This is a genomic window from Marinifilum caeruleilacunae, assembly GCF_013141825.1.
Classification (GTDB): Bacteria; Bacteroidota; Bacteroidia; order Bacteroidales; family Marinifilaceae; genus Marinifilum; species Marinifilum caeruleilacunae.
The window spans coordinates 57,810-81,137 of sequence record NZ_RZNH01000020.1; the positions used below are offsets into that span (position 1 = coordinate 57,810).

The following is a 23,328-nucleotide window of genomic DNA, read 5'->3' on the forward strand; positions in this document are numbered from 1 at the left end:
AACTTATGTATACAAAAAAAGCGGCTGCAATTGCAACCGCTTTCTATATTTATCTGAAATGATTTTAGTTAAAAATATAACGCAAACCTATTTGTAACTGCCACTTCGATCTTACAGAAACATCATCAATGTATGAATCCTGTAGGTTCTTATCGAACTGCATCCAAGGTGTACCGTTATTGTCAACTCCGTTAACTGTAATTGGACGAGTTGTAGTTGCAAACTGACGAACTCCCCAATCAGAGCTAATCATATTTCCTAAGTTCAGAACGTCAATTGAGAATTGAAGTGTATTCTTCTTGCCTCCAACTTCAAAATTATAATCCTGCATGAAACGGAAATCTAATTGTCCGTACCAAGGTAACATTGCACCGTTTCTTTGGGCATATTGTCCTCTGCGATCTTTCAGGTAATCATCCTGGCTAATGAAAGCATCTAATGCCGCCCATTGTTCAGCTGCATCAGCAGCTTCAATACCATTTCCACTACCATCCAGTGTACCAAAGTTGATATCTGCAGAGTTTCTCGGAACATAAATCAGGTCATTATTGCTAATTGCATCGCCGTTTACATCGCCTGTGTAGGTATAAGAATAACGATTTCCTTTACCTGCTTCGTAGAACATTGCAAACGAAGAAGCAAATTTACCATAGTTCACTCTATACATTGCAGAAGCAATAACTCTGTGCTTTAATCCGTAACGAGACCATGAGTAAGCAGGGTTGTTAGGATTGCCTACAACAGGATTTCTTTGGAAAGCATCTGCAGCAATTTCTGCAGGAATAGAGGTTAAATCTTTTGCGTTCAAATAGGTATAGGCCACATCTGCCGATAGTCCCCAATCCCATTTCTTGGCCAATTTACCTGTCATTGTAAATTGATATCCTTTACTTGTGTTATCCATTACAATGGCACCAGCATCAAGAAAGGCTTCAGAACCTGGATCTGCAGAATAAATATTTACTTCGTTAAAACCTGCGAATCGCTGGCGGTTGTCACCAGTACCCGTTAACTGACCTGTTGGAGGTAGCATGTTATAGTTTCTATGAACTACAGCATTTACATCTTTCGAATAAATTCCCTCAACAGTTGCCAACCAACCATCGCCAAATTTCATATCCATAGCCACATTGTTTTTCCAAACTTGTGGGAATTTGAAATTATCAGCCGTAGCGTTTAACTGGAATTCATAACCTGCATCAATTCTCGCATTCGACGATTGGTTTCCTAACCATACAAATGGGATACGACCAGTAAAGATACCAGATCCACCTCGCAATTGCATGGTGTTATCGCCTTTTACATCCCAGTTGAAACCAAATCTTGGAGACCACATTACTTTTGAATCCGGCCAGGTTGCAGGATCCAGTCTTACAGAGTTTCCTTTTTCATCAACCCATCCGTCGAAGTCTCTACCTCTGTTGGTAGCTTCGTCTTGTGGAATATCATTATAGTATTTAGGAAGATCTACACGCAAACCAAGAGTCAATTTTAAATCGTCGTTTACCTGGAATTCATCCTGGGCGTAAAACGCGATTTGTGCCACATCAACATCCGACCATGCATATGCATTCTGGTTCGCATCTGTAACATCCTGATTCAGATCATTAGTAGGGTTTCCTACGAAATAAGCAAAGTTATCATCCAGGAAGTTCTGAGCACTAAATGCTGTAACCCAAGGATAGTAGAATAAATTAAACGAGTTTTCGAACTTGAATCTTTCATAGTTAAAACCAACCGTAATGGCATGACGATCTGAATAGTAAGTCAGGTTATCGGAAATTTGCCATACATCCTGGTTCAATCGGTTGTGAGTAGAGAACATTTCAGAACCAGCTGTTAATGCTACATTTCCACTTGCATCAAGAATATCAATTACTGGGAATGGTTCTGAATGAGGATTACGCTTATCGCGGAAAGCGGTAAAACCAACCATTAACTTGTTTGATATTTTACTTGAGAACATAGAGTGCAATTCTCCAACCACCGAATGAATTTTATTAAAAATTCGATAGGATGAGTTCTCGAAAGGCAGACGGAAACTTGTTGGTCCACGACCACCTACTGCCTCAGGGTGAGGAAGAATATCTTTCCAGGCATCCAACATGTTGTAACGAATTACCATATTGTGTTTTCTGGATAAATTTGCATCCAGTTTAATCAGGAATTTATCGTTAGAAGTTTCATGATTGTATCCCTGGTAAGCTCCCGGATCGTAACCCCAACGGTTAATCAAGTGTTGCTGAACTGCAATTGCATCAGCTTCCGAAACGCTGGTTGTATTTGAGTTTCCAGTATTCGATCCGTTATCGGCAACAAAACCATGAGCCAATTGATCTCTTCTTTCCTGCTCGTAATTCACGAAGAAGAACAATTTATTTTTAATGATTGGACCTCCAAGACTAATACCATATTGCTTGGTGCTAAAATCAAGATTTTCAACTTTCAGTCCACTTACTTTATCTCCAATCATATTTTCGTTACGGAAATAATAGTAGGTAGAACCTTTAAATTCGTTGGTACCCGATTTTGTTACAGCATTTACACCAGCTCCGGTAAAACCACCCTCGCGAACGTCAAATGGAGCAAGAGATACCTGGATTTGATCGATTGCATCCAGCGAAACTGGCTGAGCGTCGGCCTGACCTCCAGGAGTTGCAACATCCAATCCAAAGGAGTTGTTGAAAATCGAACCATCCAGTGAGAAGTTGTTGTACAAGTTGTTTCTACCACCAAAGCTGTTTCCATCCGACTCAGGAGTTAACCTGGTCATGTCCGACTGACTTCTGGAGATGGTAGGTAAAGCAGCAATTCTTTCACGATTCACATTGGTTTGTGCACCTGTTCTGTCCTGACTGATCACATCGTTTTTATCGTAAACAACAGTGATCTCATCAATTTGAACATTGTCTTCGTGAAGAATTAAATTGATTTCCGCAGATTTATTCAACTGCAAGTAGATGTTCTCCTGCTTGGTTTCTTTATAACCAATAAAAGTAACTGTTACAGTGTAAGGCCCACCAATTTTCATGTTTCGAATATCGAATCGGCCATCATCTTGCGTAATGGTACCATATTGTGTACCTGTTGGTGTATGTGTTGCCACAACAGTTGCCGCAAAAACTGGTACATTCTGAGGGTCAACAATTTTTCCGCGCATAGACGAAGTTGTTACCCCCTGTGAAAAGGCATTGGGCAAATAGGCTGCCAATGCCATTACAAGAAATAAAAATTTTAATTTCTTCATTTGAACAAAGATTAGATTATAATTAGGTAGGCCTCAAAAATAGAAAAAATCGAAAAACAAACCTAAAGGTCTGTTAAGCAAATTTATTAACAATCAACACAATAGAGGCTTCTAGGATTATCTTATTGTTCAATTTGTAGATTTTTCAAAAACAAAAATGTTAAAATTTGTTAAAGAAATCAGCGCATTACAAGACATGAACTTATCTTAAGTATAAGTTCAAAATTTACATACTGTTATATGTATTTTTTTTAATTCAAATCCAGAAAAATATTTGTAGCATTTCGATTATTCCGACCAAATTTTGCTTTCCTGATTGATGTACCAGTTTTTTCCACTTTCACCTTTAATGGATATTAAAAATTGTCTGCTGGTGGTTTCTATGCTAATCTCATGATCCGAAGTAATCTTATCGAAGTACTTGCCATACTTTTTAAACATTTTTTTCTCTAGATAGTACAGCCTTATCAACTCCTTCTTTGTAGGATAATCCAAATCTTTTTTGGGAGACATCGATTTTTCCCCAACAGCCTGGTCCGAAAACTCTACATACCCCCAGGTTTCTGGCTGATGCATAGCTATTACCCCTTGTGGCGACCACACCCAATTGTGCTCGGGATAGGCTTTGCCAGTATCTGGATTGATTTTTTTCTGATATTTTCCATCTACAATTTCAATATCCCAGTTCACACGGGAAAAGTTCACTCTCCATTGCTCCCCCGATTTTGGCTTTCTTCCCTGGTAGGCACATTCTTTAAGCACCTGCCATGGAAATGCCATTTCGATGCACCATTTTTTATCCTTATCCGAAGGGTCGTTAAGCGTACCATAAACTTTTACAGCCGATTTCATCCCTTTAATATCCCAGGCATTAATGGCTGGAGCACCATCTCTGTATGGCTTGGCAATCAACAAATCCCATATGGTATTTAAGGCATTTACCTCAAACTCATAATAGTTGTGGTTATCTCCTTGCGGATCAATAAAAACCTCAAAATCGTTATCGTAAAAAATCACGGTATCTCTTTGCTTTAGTTTGGCCCAAATATGAGGTTCCTCAAGTTCCGCTGCGATATAAAAGTAGTCCTCATCCCACAGCATTTTTACCCTGGTTTTATAGGTAGGCTTGGGCTTGGCATCTCCTTCAATATCTACAAATTTATTTGACCACTTTGCTTTTCCCCACTCTTCCTGCGAAAGCAAACCATCAATTTTCATTTCGGTATTGGTTTTAAAACACATATAAGATTCGGGATAATCTTGTGCACAAACACCAAAGGCAACAAGTATCAAAAACATTGAGAAAAAGCGCTTCATAAGTCTATTTTTTATCAGATTTAGGATAAAAATAATGAATATTTTCTCTTCTCTGTCATGAGACATTGCCATAGAAAGATGTATTTAGAACATACGATTTCTGTACCCTTAAAACTAAACAGGTTTAGTTTATATTTTTTATTTTTGAAATGATTTAAAAGAAAATTACCATGCTTGATATATTATACAAAAGAAGAAGTGTAAGAAGGTTTACATCTGAAGAAGTAGAAAAAGAAAAAATCGAAAGAATTTTACATGCAGGCCTACTGGCTCCATCGTCAAAAAGCAAATATCCATGTGAGTTTATTGTTTGCGATCAAGCTGAGCTTAATCAGAATTTGGCTGCAAGCAAACCCGGTGGTGCCAATTTCTTAAAATATGCACCTGTATCGATAGTAATTACCGGCGATGAGGAAAAAAGTGATGTGTGGATAGAAGATTGTTCCATTGCTGCCGCATACATGTTGCTTCAGGCAGAAAAGGAAAATCTGGGTGCCTGTTGGGTGCAAATCAGAGAACGAAAATACGACGAAGATCAGTTGGCGGAAGCTTACATCAGGGAAGTACTTCAAATTCCAGAAAACCAGAAGGTATTGGCCATTATTGGTTTGGGAAAGAAGGATGGTGAGAAAGAAGGCAGAGATGAATCATTCCTGATGAAAGAAAAAATTCACTGGAATAAATTCTAAAGGCAAATATTATAAAAGTAAAGCTTGTGGAAACCGTGTTTTTCACAAGCTTTTTTTTATGAATTTATTGTTTGGATCTTTTCAATAAGGGTAGATAAAGGGTAAAGTGTGATACTTGATAGGAAAGTAAAATATGAAAAATAAAGAAGTTCATAGAAACACAATATCGCAGTTCAACACCTAAACCAATCAAATCATTTTTCTCATCTGTATGATTTTTCATTAAAATTATTTATTTTGAGTGTTCAAATTTTCTTGCAGCATGATCCGAATAAAGCTCCTGATATTTACACTCTTTTCCCTTATCATTGCCATTTCTTGTTCAAGAAAGAAAAGCGATATTTTAACCTTTAAAGAGCGTCAGTGGCTGGAAGATAATCCGCATGTAACAATTGCCATTTCTTCAGTTTTCCCGCCTTTTCAATATCTCGATGATGAAGGAAAACCAGTTGGAATCTCCATTGATATCCTAAAACTATTAGAGGAAAAACTCAATCACAATTTCGACAAAATTGTATTCGACAATTGGAAAAACATTTTGCAGGCTGGCTACAACAAAGAAGTTGATATCATACTGGAAATTCAGGAAACTCCCGAAAGGCGCAAATACTTTTTCTTTACTGAACCCTTTATATCGATCCCACATGTGATCTTTATGCGTGATGATGCACCGGATCATGTTAAAATTGAGGACCTGGAAAATTTAAAGGTTGGCGTGGTTGACCATTACGCCATACAAGAGCACCTAAAAGTGATGTACCCAGAGCTAAGTTTGGTACCAGTAAAAGATGATTTAGAATGTCTTCAACAACTATCTGCAAAAAAAATTGATGCGGTAATTACCCAGCAAGGATATGGTGTACAAATTATACACAACAAATTAATTCCCAATGTAAAAATTGTTGGCGATGCTAAATACGACAACAAACTTGGCTTTGCCGTAAGAAATGATCAACCCATGCTGGCCAGAATCATTTCTAAAGGCCTTGCTCAAATTACTCCTCAAGAACAGAGCCAGATTTACAATCATTACATCCAAATTAATTCCAGACCATTTTGGCAAAAAGCAATATTCTGGATTGTGATTGGAATTGTTGTTTTGATACTTGGTTTAAGCCTCCTGTTTATGTGGATATGGAACAAAGCCCTTAGAAGAAATGTTGCCAAACAAACCAAAGAACTGCAGGAAGCAAAAGACAAAGCTGAGGAGAGCAACAAATTAAAAAGTTCATTTTTGGCCAATATGTCTCACGAAATCAGAACTCCTTTAAACGCCATTCAAGGTTTTTCTGAACTTTTAACAGCCAAAGATTTAAATCCTGAAAAGACAGAACTTTTTGCAAATATTATTAAGACCAATTGTCATGATTTAACCCATTTAATCGACGAAATCCTTGACCTTTCAAAAATTGAATCCGGACAGATCAACCTGATCAAACAAAAGTTTGATCTCGTTCAGTTAATCCATGAAATTATTGAAGTACAAAGTAAAAACATCCCTGAAAATAAAGAGGTTAAGCTTTTATTTGTGAATCAGCTGAATGAAAGTGAATTTTATATGACTGCCGATCCGATTCGCTTGAAGCAAATTTTTAACAACCTGATTGAAAACGCTATTAAATTTACAGCAAACGGAAGCATTAAAATTTATGCCAATTACAACAGCAGCAGAGAGCTTATTTTTTGCGTAGAAGATACCGGAATTGGAATAGAAACTTCTTCTTTAAATTTTATTTTTGACAGGTTCCGTAAGGTAGAAATTGACAAAACTGTTCTCTACCGTGGCTCAGGTTTAGGATTGAATATCTGTAAAAAATTACTGAATATTATGGATGGACAAATTTGGGTAAAATCCATATATGGAGAAGGCTCTTCCTTCTATTTCACCCTCCCCATACATTAAATTGCTTAGTTCGAATGCCTTTGTTCCAATAAAGCCACGACCTGTTCAAGACTGTATCCTTTTGCCGACAATAAAACCAAATAGTGAAACATCAAATCAGCCGCTTCACCCATAAATAGTTCTTCATTCTCATCTTTGGCTTCAATCACCAGCTCAACGGCTTCCTCACCCACTTTCTGGGCAATTTTATTAATTCCTTTCTGGAACAAACTTGCCGTATACGATTTCTCCGACAGATTCTTCTTTCTCTCGCCAATTACTTGTTGCAGCTGCAAAAGAAAATCAATGGAACTGGCCTCATTCTGCTCTTCCCAGCAGGTATCAGTTCCTTTGTGACAAACAGGACCAACAGGATCGACCTTAATCAGAAGTGTATCCTTATCGCAATCCAGGCTCAGGTCTTTCAATTCAAGAAAATTTCCACTCTCTTCACCCTTTGTCCACAAGCGCTCTTTACTTCGGCTATAAAATGTCACTTTTCCGGTTTCGATCGTCTTTTCGTACGACTCCTTATTCATATAACCCAACATCAATACTTTTTGGGTTTTTACATCTTGTATAATGGCAGGAACTAATCCATCTCCCTTGTTAAAATCAATTTGGTTTGTTAGATCTTTAAAATTCATTGCTTACAATATTTAATATGAAAATGCAGTCAACATGCATCTGTTATATTCTTACAGGTATATTTTTTGTTTTCAGATATTTTTTCAGTTCCGGAATTTCGATTTCCTTAAAATGAAATACGCTGGCAGCAAGGGCGGCATCGGCTTTTCCATCAATAAATGTATCCGCGAAATGTTCCATATTCCCCGCTCCGCCTGATGCAATAACCGGGATATTTACCATCTCCGAAATTCGGACCAATGTTTCGTTGGCAAACCCATTTTTCGTGCCATCATGATTCATGGATGTAAACAGAATTTCGCCGGCTCCTAACTTTTCCGCTTTACGAATCCATTCAAACAGATCAATTCCGGTTGGCACACGACCTCCGTTCAAATACACTTCCCACTTCCCATCAACACATTTGGCATCAACAGCCAAAACAACACACTGGCTTCCAAATCTTTTCGCAAGATCAGAAATCAACTGTGGGTTTCTGACGGCCGATGAATTAATTGACACTTTATCGGCACCAGCATTCAAAAGAATTCCAACATCCTCGGGCGTTGAAATACCACCTCCTACAGTAAAAGGGATATTCAATTCTTTGGCTACTTTTTGCACCAGGTCAACCAGGGTTTTTCTCTTTTCGTGTGTCGCCGTAATATCCAGGAAAACCAACTCATCGGCTCCCTGTTCTGCGTAGTAGGCTGCCAATTCCACTGCATCACCTGCATCACGCAAATCAACAAAATTCACTCCTTTCACAGTTCTGCCATCTTTCACATCCAGGCAGGGTATAATTCTTTTCGATAGCATAACTTACAATATAAATTCATTTACCAATTGATTCAAATCAATTCGCTCCTCGTAAATGGCCTTGCCAATAATCACACCCCAACAGCCGATTTCATCCAAAATCCGCACATCTTCGATATTGCTAACACCGCCACTGGCAATCAGTTCCAGTTCCGGAAATTCTTTTAAAATCCCCTGGTAAAGCTCAACAGCCGGCCCCTGTAGCATTCCATCTTTCGAAATATCTGTACATATAATGCTTTTCACTCCTTTAGCCTGATATTTTTCCAGAAACTTGTACAGGTGATAATCCGAATCTTTTTGCCAGCCAGAAATGGAAACCATCTCATTTCTAACATCTGCTCCCAGAATGATTTTTTCCGCTCCATACTTTTCCAGCCAACTTTCCATTAGTTCAGGATTCGATACAGCAATACTTCCTCCTGTTACCTGGTTTGCGCCCCACTGAAAGGCCAATTCAATATCTTTATCAGACTTTACACCGCCACCAAAATCTATCTTCAATTTGGTCCCAGATGCCACGCGTTGCAATACTTTAGCATTACAAATGTGTCCCGACTTCGCACCTTCCAAATCAACCAAATGCAGTCGGGTAATTCCCAATTCTTCAAATTTCCTGGCTACTTCCAAAGGATCTTCACTGTATACCTTTTCCGTGTCGTAATCTCCTTTCGTGAGTCTAACACACCTTCCCTTTATGGTATCTATTGCAGGTATTATTTTAATTTTTGCCATGCTTTTTTCTTATAAATTGATAAAGTTTTTGAGAATTTTCACCCCTACTTCACCCGACTTTTCAGGGTGAAACTGACAGGCATAAAAATTATCCTTTTGTAAAGCTGCACTAAAGGGCAAAATATAATCACAGGCAGCTATTGTTTCGTTTACAATGGGTACATAGTAAGAATGAACAAAGTAGGTAAATTCTGCTGCATCAATTCCTTTTAGCAAATCCCCTTTCAGTTCACTTAACTGATTCCATCCCATGTGAGGGACTTTCATTTCATTGGTAAATCGCTTTACCTTCACAGGAAAAATTCCCAGTGCCTTTGTATCACTTTCCTCAGTGCTTTCACACATCAATTGCATACCCAAACATATTCCCAAAACTGGTTGCTTCAGTTCCGGAATTAAATCGATTAAATCGTTCTCCCTAAGGGAATTCATGGCCCAGGAAGCTTCTCCTACCCCTGGAAAAATCACTTTATCAGCCTTTCTAATCAATTCTTTATCCTTGCTTACAACAGGTGTAATGCCCAATCGTTCAAATGCATATTTTACCGATTGTATATTACCCGCATCGTAATCTATGATTACAATATTTTGATTTTTCATTCTTTATAGTTTTCCTTTGGTTGATGGCAGCTGCAAACAGTTTACATCTCTTCTGATCGCCATGCGAATGGCTCGTGCCAATGCCTTAAATATGCCTTCGATTTTATGGTGTTCGTTTTGTCCTTCTGCCTTTATATTTAAATTACAAGCCGCACCATCCGAAAATGATTTGAAAAAATGAAAGAACATTTCGGTGGGCATTCCACCAATCATTTCGCGCTTGAATTCAGCCTCCCAAACCAGCCAGTTTCTTCCTCCAAAATCAAGAGCTACTTGTGCAAAACAATCATCCATGGGCAGAGAAAAACCATAACGATCCAATCCCAACTTCGAACCTAATGCCTGTTTAAAAGCCTCGCCCAGTGCAATGGCAGTATCTTCAATGGTATGGTGCTCATCCACCTCTAAATCACCATTTACTTTTACCGATAAATCTACACCTGCATGTTTTGCAATCTGATCTAACATGTGATCGAAAAATCCGATTCCTGTTTCAAACTGCCCTTTCCCTTCCCCATCCAAATCCAATTTAATTTCGATTTGCGTTTCTTTTGTATCTCTTGTAACTGTAGCAGTTCGCTGCTCCAATCGAAGATATTCGTATATCTTCATCCAATTGTCAGTTGCAAGTGAGATACAAGCCTCAAGTTCAGTCTTTGATTCTTTCAGTTCATCATCGCCAATATTTCCACTCGAGGTGATAAAAATGGCTTGAGCTCCCAGGTTTTTCGCCAGTTCTACATCGGTCCACCGATCCCCAATTACAAAAGAGTTTTCCAGGTCATAATCTTGCGAAAAATATTTTGTCAACAAAGCAGTTCCCGGCTTTCTTGTAGGTGCGTTTTCCTCTGGAAAAGTTTTATCTATGCAGATTTCATCAAATTCGATTCCTTCACCTGAAAATGTTTTCAGCATCTTATTTTGTGCGGGCCAAAAAGTTTCTTCAGGATAAGATTCAGTACCCAATCCATCCTGGTTGGTTACCATCACCAATTCAAAATCCAACTGATCAACAATTTTCGATAAGGCTCGAAACACACCCGGGTAAAATTCAAGTTTTTCCAAACTATCCACCTGGTAATCTACAGGTGGTTCTAAAATTAATGTCCCATCCCTATCAATAAAAAGAACTTTCTTTTTCGATTCCATAGTTTACGATTTTGAATTGTATTCAATTAATGATTCACACAAAAGTTGATTTTCCTTTTCGGTACCTATGCTGATTCTCACACAATTTTCAAGTCCGGCAATTTTTGAACGATCCCTGATGATTATTCCCTTATCCAATAGAAAACTGTATAGTAGCTTTGCATCATCCACCTTTACTAAAATAAAGTTGGCATCCGATTCGTACACTTTTTGTACACAGGATAAACTCGCAAGAAATTCACTCATTTTTACCCTGTCCTTTAGAATGCCATTTACCTGATTCAAATATTTCGCCTCATCATCGAGCAAATCGAGAGCCCTTTCCTGGCTTAATGAATTCACATTATAAGGAGGCTTGATACGATTTAAAATCTCTATAATTTCTTCAGAGGCAAAGCCAATCCCAAGGCGAATACCTGCCATTCCCCATGCTTTCGATAAAGTCTGGAGAATTACCAGGTTGGGATATTTTTCAAGTTTATCGATGAGTGATTTGCCTGGCGCAAAATCAATATAGGCCTCATCTACAATCACAATACCTGGGAAAGTCTCCAGCAAGCTAATCATTTTGTCTTCATTATAAAGATTGGCTGTTGGGTTATTTGGAGAGCATAAAAACAGCATTTTTGAATACTCATTCATGGCTTTTTGTACTTCCTGAACATCGGGCTGAAAGTTCTCATCCAATGCCACCTCTTTTATTTCTATTGCATTAACTCCTGCGGCCACCTCATACATTCCATAAGTTGGAGTGCAGATGACCACATTATCGCGATTGGGCTCACAAAAAGCCCTAAACAAAAGGTCGATTACCTCATCGCTTCCATTGCCCAATATCATTCTGCTTGGCGAAATTCCTTTAATCTGAGTCAGGCGCTTCTTCAATTCATTTTGCAAAGGGTCCGGATATCGGTTCACACCGTTTTCATATGGGTTTTCATTGGCATCTAAAAAAACAGAACCATTACCCGAAAACTCATCACGTGCTGAAGAATAAGGAACCAATTGTTTCACATTCTCCCGGGTAAGTTGGTCTAAAGAAAATATCGAATTCATAATTAAGATTGCTTTTTTAATTTTTGTAAACGAACACTTACCGCATTACAGTGAGCATCTAACTGCTCAGCTCGAGCCATTACCTCTATAACAGGTCCCAACTCCAGAAGGCCATTCTCACTAATTTTCTGAAAAGAAATGCTCTTCATAAAAGATTCAAGATTCACGCCTGAATAGGATTTCGCAAAACCATTAGTTGGCAGAGTGTGATTTGTTCCCGAGGCATAATCACCAGCGCTTTCAGGCGTATAGTTTCCAAGGAAAACCGAGCCGGCATTGGTAATTTTATTCACACAAGTATCTTCATTTTCCACCGAAACAATAAGGTGTTCAGGAGCATATTCATTAGATAATTCCAAAGCCTCTTCAAGAGAATTCATAACAATGATTTTGGAATTCTTCAAGGCCAAGGCAGCAACTTCCTTTCTCGACAAATCTTGTAATTGCTTTTCCACTGCCTCCTGAACTCTTGCCACCAATTCAGGCATCCAGGTCACCAACACTACCTGGCTATCTGCACCATGTTCAGCCTGCGAAAGCAAGTCTGCAGCAATAAATTCAGGATCTGCACTTTTATCGGCCAAAACCAACACTTCTGAAGGACCTGCAGGCATATCAATGGCAACTCCAAGTTTGTTTACTCTCTGTTTTGCAGCTGTTACATATTGATTTCCCGGACCAAAAATCTTATATACATTGGGTATACTTTCAGTTCCAAATGCCATTCCTCCAATGGCTTGAATGCCTCCTACCTTAAACACTCGATCAACTCCAACCAACTTGCTGGCGTATAGAATAGCCGGATCTATTTTGCCATCTTCGCCCGGCGGTGTACAAAGAACGATTTCCTTACACCCTGCAATTTTGGCAGGTATTCCAAGCATTAATACAGTCGAGAACAAAGGCGCACTTCCACCAGGCACATATAAGCCAACACGTTCGATAGGTGTAGATTTTCTCCAGCAATTCACCCCTTTGCTTGTTTCAATTTTGTCCGATTCCTGAAATTGGGCAGCATGAAACTTTTCCACATTCTTAGCAGCAATGGCTAAAGCATTTTTTAGATCTTCACCAACAAGGCTCTCTGCTTCCTCCATCTCTTCCTCACTCACCAGGAGGTCATCCACTTTTATCTTATCGTACAGCCATGTATATTTTTTCAATGCCTTGTCGCCATCAATTTTAATCTCATTAAAAACCTGGCTCACCACTCCTTCCAACTCCTCTGTATCAATCGTCGGTCGTTCGAGAATAGTATTCCATTCGGTCTTATTGGGGTAGTTTATTACTTCCATGATTAAATAAATTGCAGTTAACAGTTTGTTTCAAACAAGAATTACAATACCATTTTTTGAATTGGAATAATCAGAATTCCTTCAGCACCATTCAATTTAAGCTGATCTATTACTCCCCAAAAATCATTTTCATTGATAACGGAGTGCAATGAACTCCAACCTTCTTCGGCCAATGGCATAATGGTTGGGCTTTTCATTCCTGGCAATACCTCAATGATATCATCAATTTTATCATTTGGTGCATTCAGCAATATGTACTTGTTATTTTTTGCTGCCAACACCGATTTCAATCGGAATAGAAGTCGATCCAAAATGGCCTGCTTAATCCCATCTATATTGTTATTGGCTACCAAGCATGCCTCAGATACAAGAATTTCTTCTACCTCTTTCAAACCATTTTTAAACAATGTACTGCCCGAGCTTACCAAATCACAAATGCCATCGGCCAAACCAATATTTGGTGCAATTTCTACCGATCCCGAAATAACGTGTATTTCACTATTCAGATTATTCTTGTCTAAAAACTGTTGCAAAGAATTCGGATAAGAAGTAGCCAGTTTTTTACCATTGAAATACTCCAAACCATTGTATTCAACATCTTTAGGAAGAGCCATTGCCAATCTGCATTTCGAGAACCCGAGCTTTTGTAGAATCTGCAACTCTTTCTGCTTTTCGATGATTACATTTTCACCAACTATGGCAATATCTGCAACTCCATCTTCCACATACTGAGGAATATCTGAATTTCTAAGATACAAAACTTCCAATGGAAAATTAAAAGCACTGGCTTTTAGTTGATCTTTTCCATTATCGATAGAAATTCCACACTCTTTAAGGATTTTTAGGGAATCTTCTTTTAATCTTCCCGATTTTTGAACAGCAATCTTTAATTTTTCACCCATGATTTAAAATTTTGAGACCACCTGATTCGTCACGGGTAAAAAAAATGCCCACCTGAATCAGGCGGGCATTAATAATGTTAGTTAAATATCTTTTAGATTAAGGCATAACATCGTCAGCTCACCTGTTGGTAAGTAAAATGATGATGACGATGATGTAATGCAATAAACTTCATTTTTTTCTTCTTTAATCTGTGGCAAAGATTAGCATTAATTTGTTTCCACGCAAATCTTTCTTAAAAAAAATAAAACTCATTTTTTCCTTCACCCATTAAAAAACACCATGTCGTGAAACAACAATTTGCATTTTTTTGAAATCAGGTGTCATTTTCAACGGGCAAAAAGTTTAAAAAAGAATATTTTTTCCATGCACCCCCTCTCCGAAAACGTTGCAAATTAAAAAAATGCAATTTTTCAAACATTACCCCCTCTTTTTTATTGCTTCGTTTTAATTTTTTAATACTTTTACGAAATCAACCCCTAAATATGGCGGTTGGATTTTAAAATAATACACTTTTTTACAAAACCACCCCCTTATTATTTAAAAGGGTATCGAAAAAAAGACCATTTATTACTAACTATTATAAAAACCAAAATTAAACCACATGAAAGTCAATTTTCTTTCCTCACATGAAAAAGCTCTCATGCTTTTGATGAACAAACAAGAACAAAAAATTTCTTCAATTTTTCGACAACGGTCGAATTTACGCTTGGTCTAAACGAAACCCGGGATTCCTTAATCCGGGGGATCCCGGTGTTTTAAACAGCAGAAGAAAAATCGTATAAAAACCTAATAAACAAACTAGTTTATGAAAAAGATCGAAGCAATTATTCGCAAAACAAAATTTGAAGACGTTAAGAAAGGCCTACACGAAATAGGTATCGACTACCTAACATTCTGGGATGTAAGAGGTGTAGGAAAATCGGTAGAAGAAAGAGTATACCGTGGTATTAAATACGATACAAGTAGTATCGAGAGAACACTGGTCTCGTTTATTGTAAGAGACAAATTTGTAGACAGTTGTATTGTAAGCATTCGCGAAAATGCTTTCACAGGTGAAATTGGCGATGGAAGGATATTCATTTATGATGTTCTTGATGCCTATAGAATCAGAACGGGAGACTCAGGTGATCGCTCATTGTACGACGAAGAGTAGATCGACAAACAACTATTAGCCACTTAAAAATTTTTATCATGGAAGAAACACTTACTTTACATACAATTGAATCTACAGTCGCAGCTACAGGCCATTCTCTGGATGTAGTATGGGTATTATTATCTGCTGCATTGGTTATGTTTATGCAGCCTGGCTTTGCAATGGCGGAGGCTGGTTTTACGCGAGCAAAAAATACAGCCAATATCTTAATGAAAAACATGCTTGATTTTGGAGTTGGATCCATTTCATTCTTCTTAATCGGTTACGCATTGATGTTTGGAACCGACCTAGGTGGCTTCATTGGTAAATTACCTTTCCTGGAAGAGTCAAGCGCAGAAATCGACTACTCTTTTTTAATGTTCCAGACTGTTTTTGCAGCAACAGCCGCAACCATAGTTTCGGGTGCTGTAGCGGAACGAACAGAATTTAAAACCTACTTATTCTTTAGCATTATAACAACAGCTCTTATTTACCCGATATCAGGACACTGGATTTGGGGTGGCGGATGGTTAAGCGATTTGGGATTCCATGATTTCGCAGGGTCAACGGTAGTTCACTCAGTGGGTGCCTGGATGGGATTGGTAGGAGCAGCACTAATTGGACCACGTATTGGAAAATACAACGGAAAAGCAAATGCAATACCTGGACATAACTTAACTTTTGCGGCTCTGGGTGTATTTATCCTGTGGTTTGGATGGTTCGGTTTTAATGCTGGGTCTCAGCTGGCTGCGGCAGGTAAAGAAAACACTGTTGCCATTTCTCATATCTTTCTAACGACTAACCTGTCGGCAGCTGGTGGAACCCTTGCAGCACTTGCTGTAAGTTGGCTAAGGTATAAACGTCCGACTTTATCTCTTACTTTGAATGGTGCATTAGCGGGTTTAGTAGCCATAACAGCAGGTTGTGATATTGTAAGTCCACATGCTGCAATCATTATTGGAATTCTTGCTGGGATCACTTTGGTATTTTCTGTTGAATTTATCGATAAGAAGTTACGCATTGACGATCCGGTTGGTGCCATTACAGTTCATGGTGTAAACGGAGCTTTAGGCACAATCCTGGTTGGTGTATTTGCTACCGATGGTGGATTGCTTTACGGAGGTGGATTCGGCCTTTTGGGAATACAGGTACTAGGTGTAGTAGCCGTTGCTGCCTGGGCTTTGGGAACTGCATATGTCCTTTTCAAAATATTGGACAAGGCCATTGGTTTACGAGTTCCTTCAATTGTTGAAGAGGAAGGTCTGGACATTTACGAGCACGGAGAAAAAGCATACCATTAATTACTACACAATAAATGAGTTCGATAATTAATTCTATCTACAGAAAGTTAGCCTTGTAATTGAATACATACTCGTTTCTCAATTAAGATGATGTGAAGATCTTTCTTCCATCATCTTTTTTTTGCTTAAAAATACTTTGTAATTTCATAAATCGAATAATGGGCGCTAACCACAATATTTTATACAGATAACCCGTTCTTCGCAAAAAGTAAGAATCATTAAGAGCAAATAATATTTATTTTAAACCGATTATCATGAAAAAGATTAATGTTTTTCTATTAGCCTGCTTGTTTTTTACACTTAGCATTGGACAAACCGGATGTTACGGACCCTTTAGGTTGACCAAAAACCTACATGAATGGAACAGTACTGTTGGTGATAAGTTTACAAATGCACTTGTATTTTTTGCATTTGTGATTATTCCGGTTTACCCGATTGCAGTATTGGCTGATGGCATTGTATTAAATACCATTGAATTTTGGTCTGGAGATAATCCTGTTGCAATGAAAGATGGTGAAAAGGATGTACAAATTGTACAAAAGGATGGCAAAAAATACAGAATTACTGCCACAAAAAACAAATTCCACATTGAACAGATTAAAGGTCCGGACAAAGGCCAGTTTGCAGAATTGATATTCGATCCGATTACAAAAAGCTGGAACCTAAAAGATGGTGACAAAGAACTGCAAAAACTGGTTAGCTTTAATGAACAAGCTGAAACCATAGAAATCTACAAGCCAAACGGCGATGTAATTCTGGTGAATCCATACGATTATGATTTAGCCGAGCTCAAAAAGCAAATAAATGCCACGCCAGCAAACTGGGCAATGAAATAAAAAATGATCCCTGGTTACAAAATAACCAGGGATTTTTTTTGCTCTTATTTACTTATAGATGTAACTTTAATGAGAGTGTGTAAAATGCTGTTACTATGACCAAAACTCTCCGAAAAAACCCTTTTTATCATCTGGTTTTAATCCTGGTACTTCAATTGGCGTCGGTAGTTGCATTTGCCAATACAAGCAATAAAGTACCAAGTAACAGTAAAATTCGTGTACAACTTAAGTACTATCACCAATTCCAATTTGCAGGCTACTACGCCGCTCTTCATAAAGGTTTTTACCAAAACGAAGGTCTCGATATTGAATTAATTGAAGGAGGAACTGTTAATGCGGTTGACATTGTATTAAACGGAGATGCAGAATATGGAATCAGTGCTAACGACATTTTGATAGAAAGAATTAATAACAAGCCCGTTGTACTATTGGCTTCCATCTTTCAAAGTTCACCTTCTATTTTCCTAAGCTTAAAGAAATCGAATATTAATACGGCTCACGACCTAATCAACAAAAGAGTAATGTTACTCGACGAGTTTCGAGATCCCGAACTATTGGCCATCTTTTACAAAGAAGGAATCAAGCTGGATAATGTACTACGCATTACCACCACCTATGATATTAAAGACTTGCTGGAAGGGAAAACAGATGTTCTAAATGCCTATTCTACAAATGAACCTTATTTCCTAAAAGAGCAGAACATAGCCTACTCCATTATTTTTCCCCAGAATTATGGAATTGATTTTTATGGCGATGGAATATTTACCACCGAAAAAGAAATTGAAGAGAATCCTGAAAGAGTAGATGCTTTTCTTCGTGCCAGTAAACAGGGTTGGGAGTATGCCCTACAAAATCCTGATGAAATTATCGACATCCTGATTAAGCAATATGGTGTAAAAAAAAGTAAGGAACACTTACGATTCGAAGCTGAAGAAATCAGAAAACTGATCTTAAACGATTATGTGGAAATTGGGCACATTAATCCGGGAAGATTGGACAATATTGCCAGGATTTGCGCACAAATGGGAATGATTCCTCCCAATTACGACCTAAGTGGATTTGTTTATAAACCAGAACTTTTCAGAACACCAAAATGGTTAAAATGGGCTTTAATTGTTTCGATAATTATCATATCAATTATACTCATTATCCTATCCTATTTGTACCTTTTTACCAAACAATTAAAAAAAGCGGTTGATCGACAAACTGCTGATATTAGCAGAAAAAATGAAGAGTTGATTACATCTGAAAAACGATTTAGAGAGGTGATTGAAAATCTACCTTCGGGCGCTATTTTGGTGGAAGGCGAAAAGCTGTTTACCAACAAAAAAGTATTCGAAATTACGGAATATTTGAATGATGAAACACCTAATGTGAACACTTGGTTCAGCACATTGTACCATGAGAACAAAGATCTAAACTATCAGATCTATAAAAACAGCAAACAAGAGAATTTTAAAAGCCCTACAATCACGTCTATTAGAACAAAATCGGGACAAATTAAACAAGTAGAGTTTCACGCCTATAGTTTCGACAGCAAAGAAATCTGGCTGATGAACGATATCAGCAAAAGAATTGAAACTGAACAAGCATTAATTGCAAGCGAGTACAAACTACGAACCTACATTGACGAGTCGCCAAATGGGCTGGTGATTTTCAACAGCAATACAAAAGTGAAATTTGCCAACCCTGCATTCCTGCAACTTTTAGATATCGATTCAAGCACCGAAACAGAGTTCTACATCCGGGATTTCTTTTCGCCTCTCCAACTTGCCAAAAATATTGAGATGATGGAACAACTCATCAGCACTGGTAAAGTGCAAGGGGAAGTAATGGTTAAATCGATTCAAAACAAAAACTTCCCAGCTTTTATTAGTGCAGTTAAGTTACACGAAGATGAATTCCTGGGATTTGTAATGGATACCTCATCGCTGAAAAAAGCAGAAAACGAGCTTAAAATTGCTTTGGAGAAAGCAGAAGAGAGCGACCGGTTAAAATCTGCCTTTCTTGCCAATATGAGCCATGAAATTCGAACTCCAATGAATGGAATACTTGGCTTTAGTCAGCTATTACTTAAAGAAAATTTAGAACAGGCCAAGAAAGAACAATACATCGATATTTTAAATCAGAATGGAAGGCAACTCCTGGAAATCATTAATAATATCATCGATATCTCATACCTTGAGGTGAGACAACTCAAAGTCTTCAACAGTTCTTTTTCTATCGCGAAATTATTTAGAGACCTGGACACCTTTTTTAAAGTGGAGAAACAAAAGTATCATAAAGAAAAACTTGACATTAGCTTTACCAACAAAGTTCCGGAACAACTCGATATCATTGAATCTGATATTGGTAAGATTAAACAAGTGTTAATTAACCTTGTAAACAATGCGCTTAAATTCACCAAAGAAGGATACATCAAAGTGAGCGTGAACCTTATTGAATCAGAGTTACAATTTGCAGTTGAAGATTCTGGCATCGGAATACCAAAAGAGAAGCATGATATCATATTTGAGCGTTTTGGACAAATCGAAAATGTATACACGCGGCAATTTGGTGGCGCAGGCCTTGGACTCCCTATTTCGAAAGGAATTATAGAATTGATGGGTGGCAAGTTAGAACTTCGCTCTGATGAAAATAAAGGTTCTACTTTTCTATTTAATATCCCTGTAAAGGAAACTGAAATAGAAGTGCCTGCTAAAAGTGAAGAGCTTAATAAATTTGCCTGGAAAGGAAAAAACATCCTTATTGTTGAAGATGTGGATATCAACATTAGTTTTTTAGAGGAACTAATGGATAACACCAATGCCAATGTTAGCATCTGTAAAAATGGCAAAGAGGCAGTTGACTTATGCGAGTCGGGCTATCTGCCTGATTTAATCTTAATGGATATACAAATGCCCGAAATGAATGGCATTGAGGCCACAAAAGAAATTCGTAAAATTTTACCATCTACGCCTATTATTGCCCAAACGGCTTATGCGTCCGAAAACGACAGGGAGTTAGCCTTATCCGCAGGTTGCGACGAATTTTTCTCGAAACCTCTTAACTCCGATAAATTAATGAACAGGATGGATCAGTTCTTATTGGCAAGCAGCTGAACCTTTGATTTTCGTCCGTTTTTATGTCTAAAGCCACGGCGCTCCATTTTACCCCAGTTTCTATTCCCCCTGGCATATTGTATGTTCCCTTTTATGGAGAAAAAGAGTGATATTGGATGCAGGATAAATGGCTCAAGCACTGCTGCAATCCATAGTCTGAATACATCACCTTTTCGTTCGTACCTATGGAAAGTTAACTCCTCGTACAAGATGGCCCAGGTGGTAAAAAACAGGGCGAAAGTATACACAAAAAGAAAGGTGATTAAGATAAAGTTTAAGCTTAAATTTCCGGTGGCATAAAGTACAATTGCATAAATGATACCAATGAGCTCAACCAATGGAGCCAACCACTCAAACAAAAACCAAAATGGATAACCCAACATGCCCATTGCCCCATAACGCGGCGAAAAGAAAATTTTAGAATGATCGGTTAAGGTTTCGATGGTTCCTCTTGTCCACCTGCTTCTCTGGCGACCAAAAGTTGAAATATTACTTGGTGCCTCGGTCCAGCATAAAGGATCGGGCACATATTCAATTTTGTACTTTTCTCTTTGTTCCGACATGTAACGACGAATACGAACCACCAGCTCCATATCTTCTCCAATGGTATGTGCATAACCACCACTTTGCACCACCACATCGCGATCGAACATTCCCATGGCTCCTGAAATAATAATCAGACCATCGAGCTTGGCCCATGCCATTCGTCCCATTAAAAATGACCGGGTATACTCCAAAACCTGCATACGTGCCAATAAATTTTTAGGCACACAAACTTCTGCAATACGACCATTTTCTATCACACAAGAATTGGCAATACGTACCACTCCACCCGCAGCAATAACTCTCCTGTCCGTTCTTTCCAGGAAAGGCTTCACAAGCTTTAGCACAGCATCAGGTTCAAGTATCGAATCGGCATCAATGGCCATAAACAAGTCTTTATCCGAAACATTAATAGCAACATTCAATGCATCTGCCTTCCCACCATTTTCTTTATCAACAACAATTAAATTCGAATAAGTTTCAATTTTCGATTTGTAAACTCCACGAACCTCTTTGGTTTCAATTTCATGATTTAATGCGAAATTTACCTTCTCCAGATCGAAGGCTTTTTGAAGCTCTTCAAAAGTTTCATCAGTACTGCCATCGTTCACAACAATCACATCGAAATTATTGTAATGAATGGTGTATATCGATTCCACATTATCGACAATGGTTTTGGCCTCGTTAAAAGCGGGCACCAATACCGAAACCGATGGTGCAAGAGGAGAATCCAGAATTACGCTGTAGTCAACAAAACTATTCTTCTTTAGGTAATGATTTAAAGCAATACCCGACACAATACTTAGTGCTGTATAACTAAATACCAAGAGAAATGCATAAGATATAAATACCTTATCCAGAAAATAGCTTATAAATCTTATTAACTCGTCGTAATTCATATTCTAGGATCTAATACGTGGTTGATAATCCCTTTTAGTTCTTCATCGGCATTTACTGCCAATGCATTTAATCTATTTATTCCTGTTTCACCCAATTTTGCAATAGACTTACAGGCTTCCATTCTAATTTTAAACTCTTCGTTTTTTAGTTTGTCTTCCAAAAAGTTAAGCTCGGTATCCATTTTCAATTGACCGATAGATTTCAAAATATTCAATTGATTTGGCAATTCTTCGAGATGATAAATTTCTTTCAGCTTGGCAATGGCCTCGTAACTCTCCAGGTCTACAAGAGTTTTTATCACTTTTCCCTTCACATAATCATTGTCATGATTGATCAGTTCAAGTACATATGGTGCAGCCTGTTTCTGCTTCAAAATCCTAATCATATCCAAACTAAACATCACTACCGAATCGTTCCAATGATTGAGCCACAAATGAAATTCAGGAATCTCGATTCTGTTCTTTCGAATCAGGTCGAACACATTAATTTGCTCCCAAACCGTAAAAGGCTTTTCCTGCGAATCCAAAAAGGCAAAAGGAACAAATGGCAGTAATTTAATCAAGCCCATTTGCGATTCGATTCGTAAAATATCGTTATTCTTTTGTTGGAAGGATATGATTTTTTGATTCTCAGATTTAACCCTCATATGACTCAATTCGCGAATTCCAAAAATCTTCTTGTTCCAGGCAAACTTGCCCAGCTTTCGAATCGATTCCTTATCGAGCTTAAAATCCACATACAAGTTCCTGATTTTATCGCTCACCTCTTTATTTTCTGCCTTATCAATCGCCATAAGTACATCAATCAATACATTTCGATGAAAACGACTTGATTTCAGTTTTTCCTTATCGGCAACCTCATTCTCCTCTTTGCTCCCAATTAAATATCCGATCACTGCCTGTGAATACTTTACGTGCAATTTATTGTACTTGGTTTTTCTGTACGCCAGGTACAATTTAGATATAATAATGGTTGGCAAGAGCAGAACCAAAGCCACAAAGAATATCATGATCATGTAAATAATCATTCTATTCAAAGCATTATAAGGCAGTCTCTCGAAGGTATAGTTAATCACTGATTGAAAGAACTCAACAATGCCTTTCAGAAAATCTATGACAATAAACAAGAGATCAGGAGCTACTCTAAGCCATTCCTGCAATTCAATCTGGATGATATGTTCATTAAATATCAACATC

General features: G+C 38.0%; 18 protein-coding genes. 6 read left to right on the forward strand and 12 right to left on the reverse strand.

Annotated features, from left to right (window positions below; genetic code table 11):
• Positions 1 to 64: 64 nt before the first annotated feature.
• Positions 65 to 3,247: a TonB-dependent receptor gene (locus ELS83_RS12655; RefSeq protein WP_171595927.1), complete on the reverse strand. Its 3,183-nt coding sequence runs from the start codon at positions 3,245 to 3,247 to the stop codon at positions 65 to 67.
• A 288-nt stretch (positions 3,248 to 3,535) separates the two neighbouring features.
• Positions 3,536 to 4,564, reverse strand: a complete 1,029-nt coding sequence (locus ELS83_RS12660; RefSeq protein WP_216616532.1) for a carbohydrate-binding family 9-like protein — start codon at positions 4,562 to 4,564, stop codon at positions 3,536 to 3,538.
• A 170-nt stretch (positions 4,565 to 4,734) separates the two neighbouring features.
• On the opposite strand from ELS83_RS12660, the gene ELS83_RS12665 reads away from it, so the two are divergent.
• Both ELS83_RS12665 and ELS83_RS12670 read left to right on the forward strand, forming a co-directional pair.
• Complete coding sequence (locus ELS83_RS12665) at positions 4,735 to 5,253, forward strand: nitroreductase family protein (RefSeq protein ID WP_171595928.1); 519 nt, start codon at positions 4,735 to 4,737, stop codon at positions 5,251 to 5,253.
• Between the two features lie 262 nt (positions 5,254 to 5,515).
• Positions 5,516 to 7,156, forward strand: coding sequence for an ATP-binding protein (locus ELS83_RS12670; RefSeq protein ID WP_171595929.1), 1,641 nt, complete (start codon positions 5,516 to 5,518; stop codon positions 7,154 to 7,156).
• A 5-nt stretch (positions 7,157 to 7,161) separates the two neighbouring features.
• Here ELS83_RS12670 and hisIE read toward each other — a convergent pair whose 3' ends face one another.
• The 8 genes from hisIE to hisG are packed head-to-tail and all read right to left on the reverse strand — an operon-like array spanning position 7,162 to position 14,318.
• On the reverse strand, positions 7,162 to 7,782 hold the full coding sequence (hisIE, locus tag ELS83_RS12675) for a bifunctional phosphoribosyl-AMP cyclohydrolase/phosphoribosyl-ATP diphosphatase HisIE (RefSeq protein WP_171595930.1): 621 nt from the start codon (positions 7,780 to 7,782) through the stop codon (positions 7,162 to 7,164).
• Positions 7,783 to 7,825: 43 nt separating this feature from the next.
• The gene (hisF, locus tag ELS83_RS12680; RefSeq protein ID WP_171595931.1) at positions 7,826 to 8,581 is read right to left on the reverse strand and encodes an imidazole glycerol phosphate synthase subunit HisF; all 756 of its coding nucleotides are present in this window, start codon (positions 8,579 to 8,581) and stop codon (positions 7,826 to 7,828) included.
• A gap of 3 nt (positions 8,582 to 8,584) precedes the next feature.
• Positions 8,585 to 9,316, reverse strand: coding sequence for a 1-(5-phosphoribosyl)-5-[(5-phosphoribosylamino)methylideneamino]imidazole-4-carboxamide isomerase (hisA, locus tag ELS83_RS12685; protein WP_216616533.1), 732 nt, complete (start codon positions 9,314 to 9,316; stop codon positions 8,585 to 8,587).
• 9 nt (positions 9,317 to 9,325) lie between these two features.
• A complete protein-coding gene (gene hisH / locus ELS83_RS12690; RefSeq protein ID WP_171595932.1) occupies positions 9,326 to 9,916 on the reverse strand; it encodes an imidazole glycerol phosphate synthase subunit HisH in 591 nt (196 codons plus the stop codon).
• Between the two features lie 3 nt (positions 9,917 to 9,919).
• Positions 9,920 to 11,065 carry a bifunctional histidinol-phosphatase/imidazoleglycerol-phosphate dehydratase HisB gene (gene hisB / locus ELS83_RS12695; RefSeq protein ID WP_171595933.1) on the reverse strand — a complete coding sequence of 382 codons (1,146 nt, stop codon included), beginning with the start codon at positions 11,063 to 11,065 and terminating at the stop codon, positions 9,920 to 9,922.
• Positions 11,066 to 11,068: 3 nt separating this feature from the next.
• On the reverse strand, positions 11,069 to 12,121 hold the full coding sequence (gene hisC / locus ELS83_RS12700) for a histidinol-phosphate transaminase (RefSeq protein ID WP_171595934.1): 1,053 nt from the start codon (positions 12,119 to 12,121) through the stop codon (positions 11,069 to 11,071).
• A gap of 2 nt (positions 12,122 to 12,123) precedes the next feature.
• Entirely contained in the window at positions 12,124 to 13,416 is a 1,293-nt protein-coding gene (gene hisD / locus ELS83_RS12705; protein WP_171595935.1) for a histidinol dehydrogenase, read from the reverse strand.
• Between the two features lie 41 nt (positions 13,417 to 13,457).
• On the reverse strand, positions 13,458 to 14,318 hold the full coding sequence (gene hisG, locus ELS83_RS12710; protein WP_171595936.1) for an ATP phosphoribosyltransferase: 861 nt from the start codon (positions 14,316 to 14,318) through the stop codon (positions 13,458 to 13,460).
• 806 nt (positions 14,319 to 15,124) lie between these two features.
• Between hisG and ELS83_RS12715 the strand changes: the two genes are divergently transcribed.
• From ELS83_RS12715 to ELS83_RS12730, 4 genes are all read left to right on the forward strand, one after another.
• Complete coding sequence (locus ELS83_RS12715; RefSeq protein ID WP_171595937.1) at positions 15,125 to 15,472, forward strand: P-II family nitrogen regulator; 348 nt, start codon at positions 15,125 to 15,127, stop codon at positions 15,470 to 15,472.
• A 38-nt stretch (positions 15,473 to 15,510) separates the two neighbouring features.
• Positions 15,511 to 16,752, forward strand: coding sequence for an ammonium transporter (locus ELS83_RS12720; protein WP_171595938.1), 1,242 nt, complete (start codon positions 15,511 to 15,513; stop codon positions 16,750 to 16,752).
• 254 nt (positions 16,753 to 17,006) lie between these two features.
• Positions 17,007 to 17,588, forward strand: a complete 582-nt coding sequence (locus tag ELS83_RS12725; RefSeq protein ID WP_171595939.1) for a DUF3332 domain-containing protein — start codon at positions 17,007 to 17,009, stop codon at positions 17,586 to 17,588.
• A gap of 95 nt (positions 17,589 to 17,683) precedes the next feature.
• The gene (locus ELS83_RS12730; protein ID WP_171595940.1) at positions 17,684 to 20,689 is read left to right on the forward strand and encodes an ABC transporter substrate-binding protein; all 3,006 of its coding nucleotides are present in this window, start codon (positions 17,684 to 17,686) and stop codon (positions 20,687 to 20,689) included.
• Here ELS83_RS12730 and ELS83_RS12735 read toward each other — a convergent pair.
• Together ELS83_RS12735 and ELS83_RS12740 are read right to left on the reverse strand one after the other, a co-directional pair.
• A complete protein-coding gene (locus tag ELS83_RS12735) occupies positions 20,665 to 22,131 on the reverse strand; it encodes a glycosyltransferase family 2 protein (RefSeq protein ID WP_171595941.1) in 1,467 nt (488 codons plus the stop codon). The two genes, ELS83_RS12730 and ELS83_RS12735, sit on opposite strands and share 25 nt — an antisense overlap.
• Positions 22,128 to 23,327 carry a HEAT repeat domain-containing protein gene (locus ELS83_RS12740; protein ID WP_171595942.1) on the reverse strand — a complete coding sequence of 400 codons (1,200 nt, stop codon included), beginning with the start codon at positions 23,325 to 23,327 and terminating at the stop codon, positions 22,128 to 22,130. The genes ELS83_RS12735 and ELS83_RS12740 overlap by 4 nt, the downstream gene beginning before the upstream one ends.
• Position 23,328 lies beyond the last annotated feature (1 nt).

Coding starts and splice junctions, on each gene's coding strand:
- ELS83_RS12655 (WP_171595927.1), bottom strand. CDS start 3,247: ATGAAGAAATTAAAATTTTTATTTCTTGTAATGGCATTGGCAGCCTAT.
- ELS83_RS12660 (WP_216616532.1), bottom strand. CDS start 4,564: ATGAAGCGCTTTTTCTCAATGTTTTTGATACTTGTTGCCTTTGGTGTT.
- ELS83_RS12665 (WP_171595928.1), top strand. CDS start 4,735: ATGCTTGATATATTATACAAAAGAAGAAGTGTAAGAAGGTTTACATCT.
- ELS83_RS12670 (WP_171595929.1), top strand. CDS start 5,516: ATGATCCGAATAAAGCTCCTGATATTTACACTCTTTTCCCTTATCATT.
- hisIE (WP_171595930.1), bottom strand. CDS start 7,782: ATGAATTTTAAAGATCTAACAAACCAAATTGATTTTAACAAGGGAGAT.
- hisF (WP_171595931.1), bottom strand. CDS start 8,581: ATGCTATCGAAAAGAATTATACCCTGCCTGGATGTGAAAGATGGCAGA.
- hisA (WP_216616533.1), bottom strand. CDS start 9,316: ATGGCAAAAATTAAAATAATACCTGCAATAGATACCATAAAGGGAAGG.
- hisH (WP_171595932.1), bottom strand. CDS start 9,916: ATGAAAAATCAAAATATTGTAATCATAGATTACGATGCGGGTAATATA.
- hisB (WP_171595933.1), bottom strand. CDS start 11,065: ATGGAATCGAAAAAGAAAGTTCTTTTTATTGATAGGGATGGGACATTA.
- hisC (WP_171595934.1), bottom strand. CDS start 12,121: ATGAATTCGATATTTTCTTTAGACCAACTTACCCGGGAGAATGTGAAA.
- hisD (WP_171595935.1), bottom strand. CDS start 13,416: ATGGAAGTAATAAACTACCCCAATAAGACCGAATGGAATACTATTCTC.
- hisG (WP_171595936.1), bottom strand. CDS start 14,318: ATGGGTGAAAAATTAAAGATTGCTGTTCAAAAATCGGGAAGATTAAAA.
- ELS83_RS12715 (WP_171595937.1), top strand. CDS start 15,125: ATGAAAAAGATCGAAGCAATTATTCGCAAAACAAAATTTGAAGACGTT.
- ELS83_RS12720 (WP_171595938.1), top strand. CDS start 15,511: ATGGAAGAAACACTTACTTTACATACAATTGAATCTACAGTCGCAGCT.
- ELS83_RS12725 (WP_171595939.1), top strand. CDS start 17,007: ATGAAAAAGATTAATGTTTTTCTATTAGCCTGCTTGTTTTTTACACTT.
- ELS83_RS12730 (WP_171595940.1), top strand. CDS start 17,684: ATGACCAAAACTCTCCGAAAAAACCCTTTTTATCATCTGGTTTTAATC.
- ELS83_RS12735 (WP_171595941.1), bottom strand. CDS start 22,131: ATGAATTACGACGAGTTAATAAGATTTATAAGCTATTTTCTGGATAAG.
- ELS83_RS12740 (WP_171595942.1), bottom strand. CDS start 23,327: ATGTTGATATTTAATGAACATATCATCCAGATTGAATTGCAGGAATGG.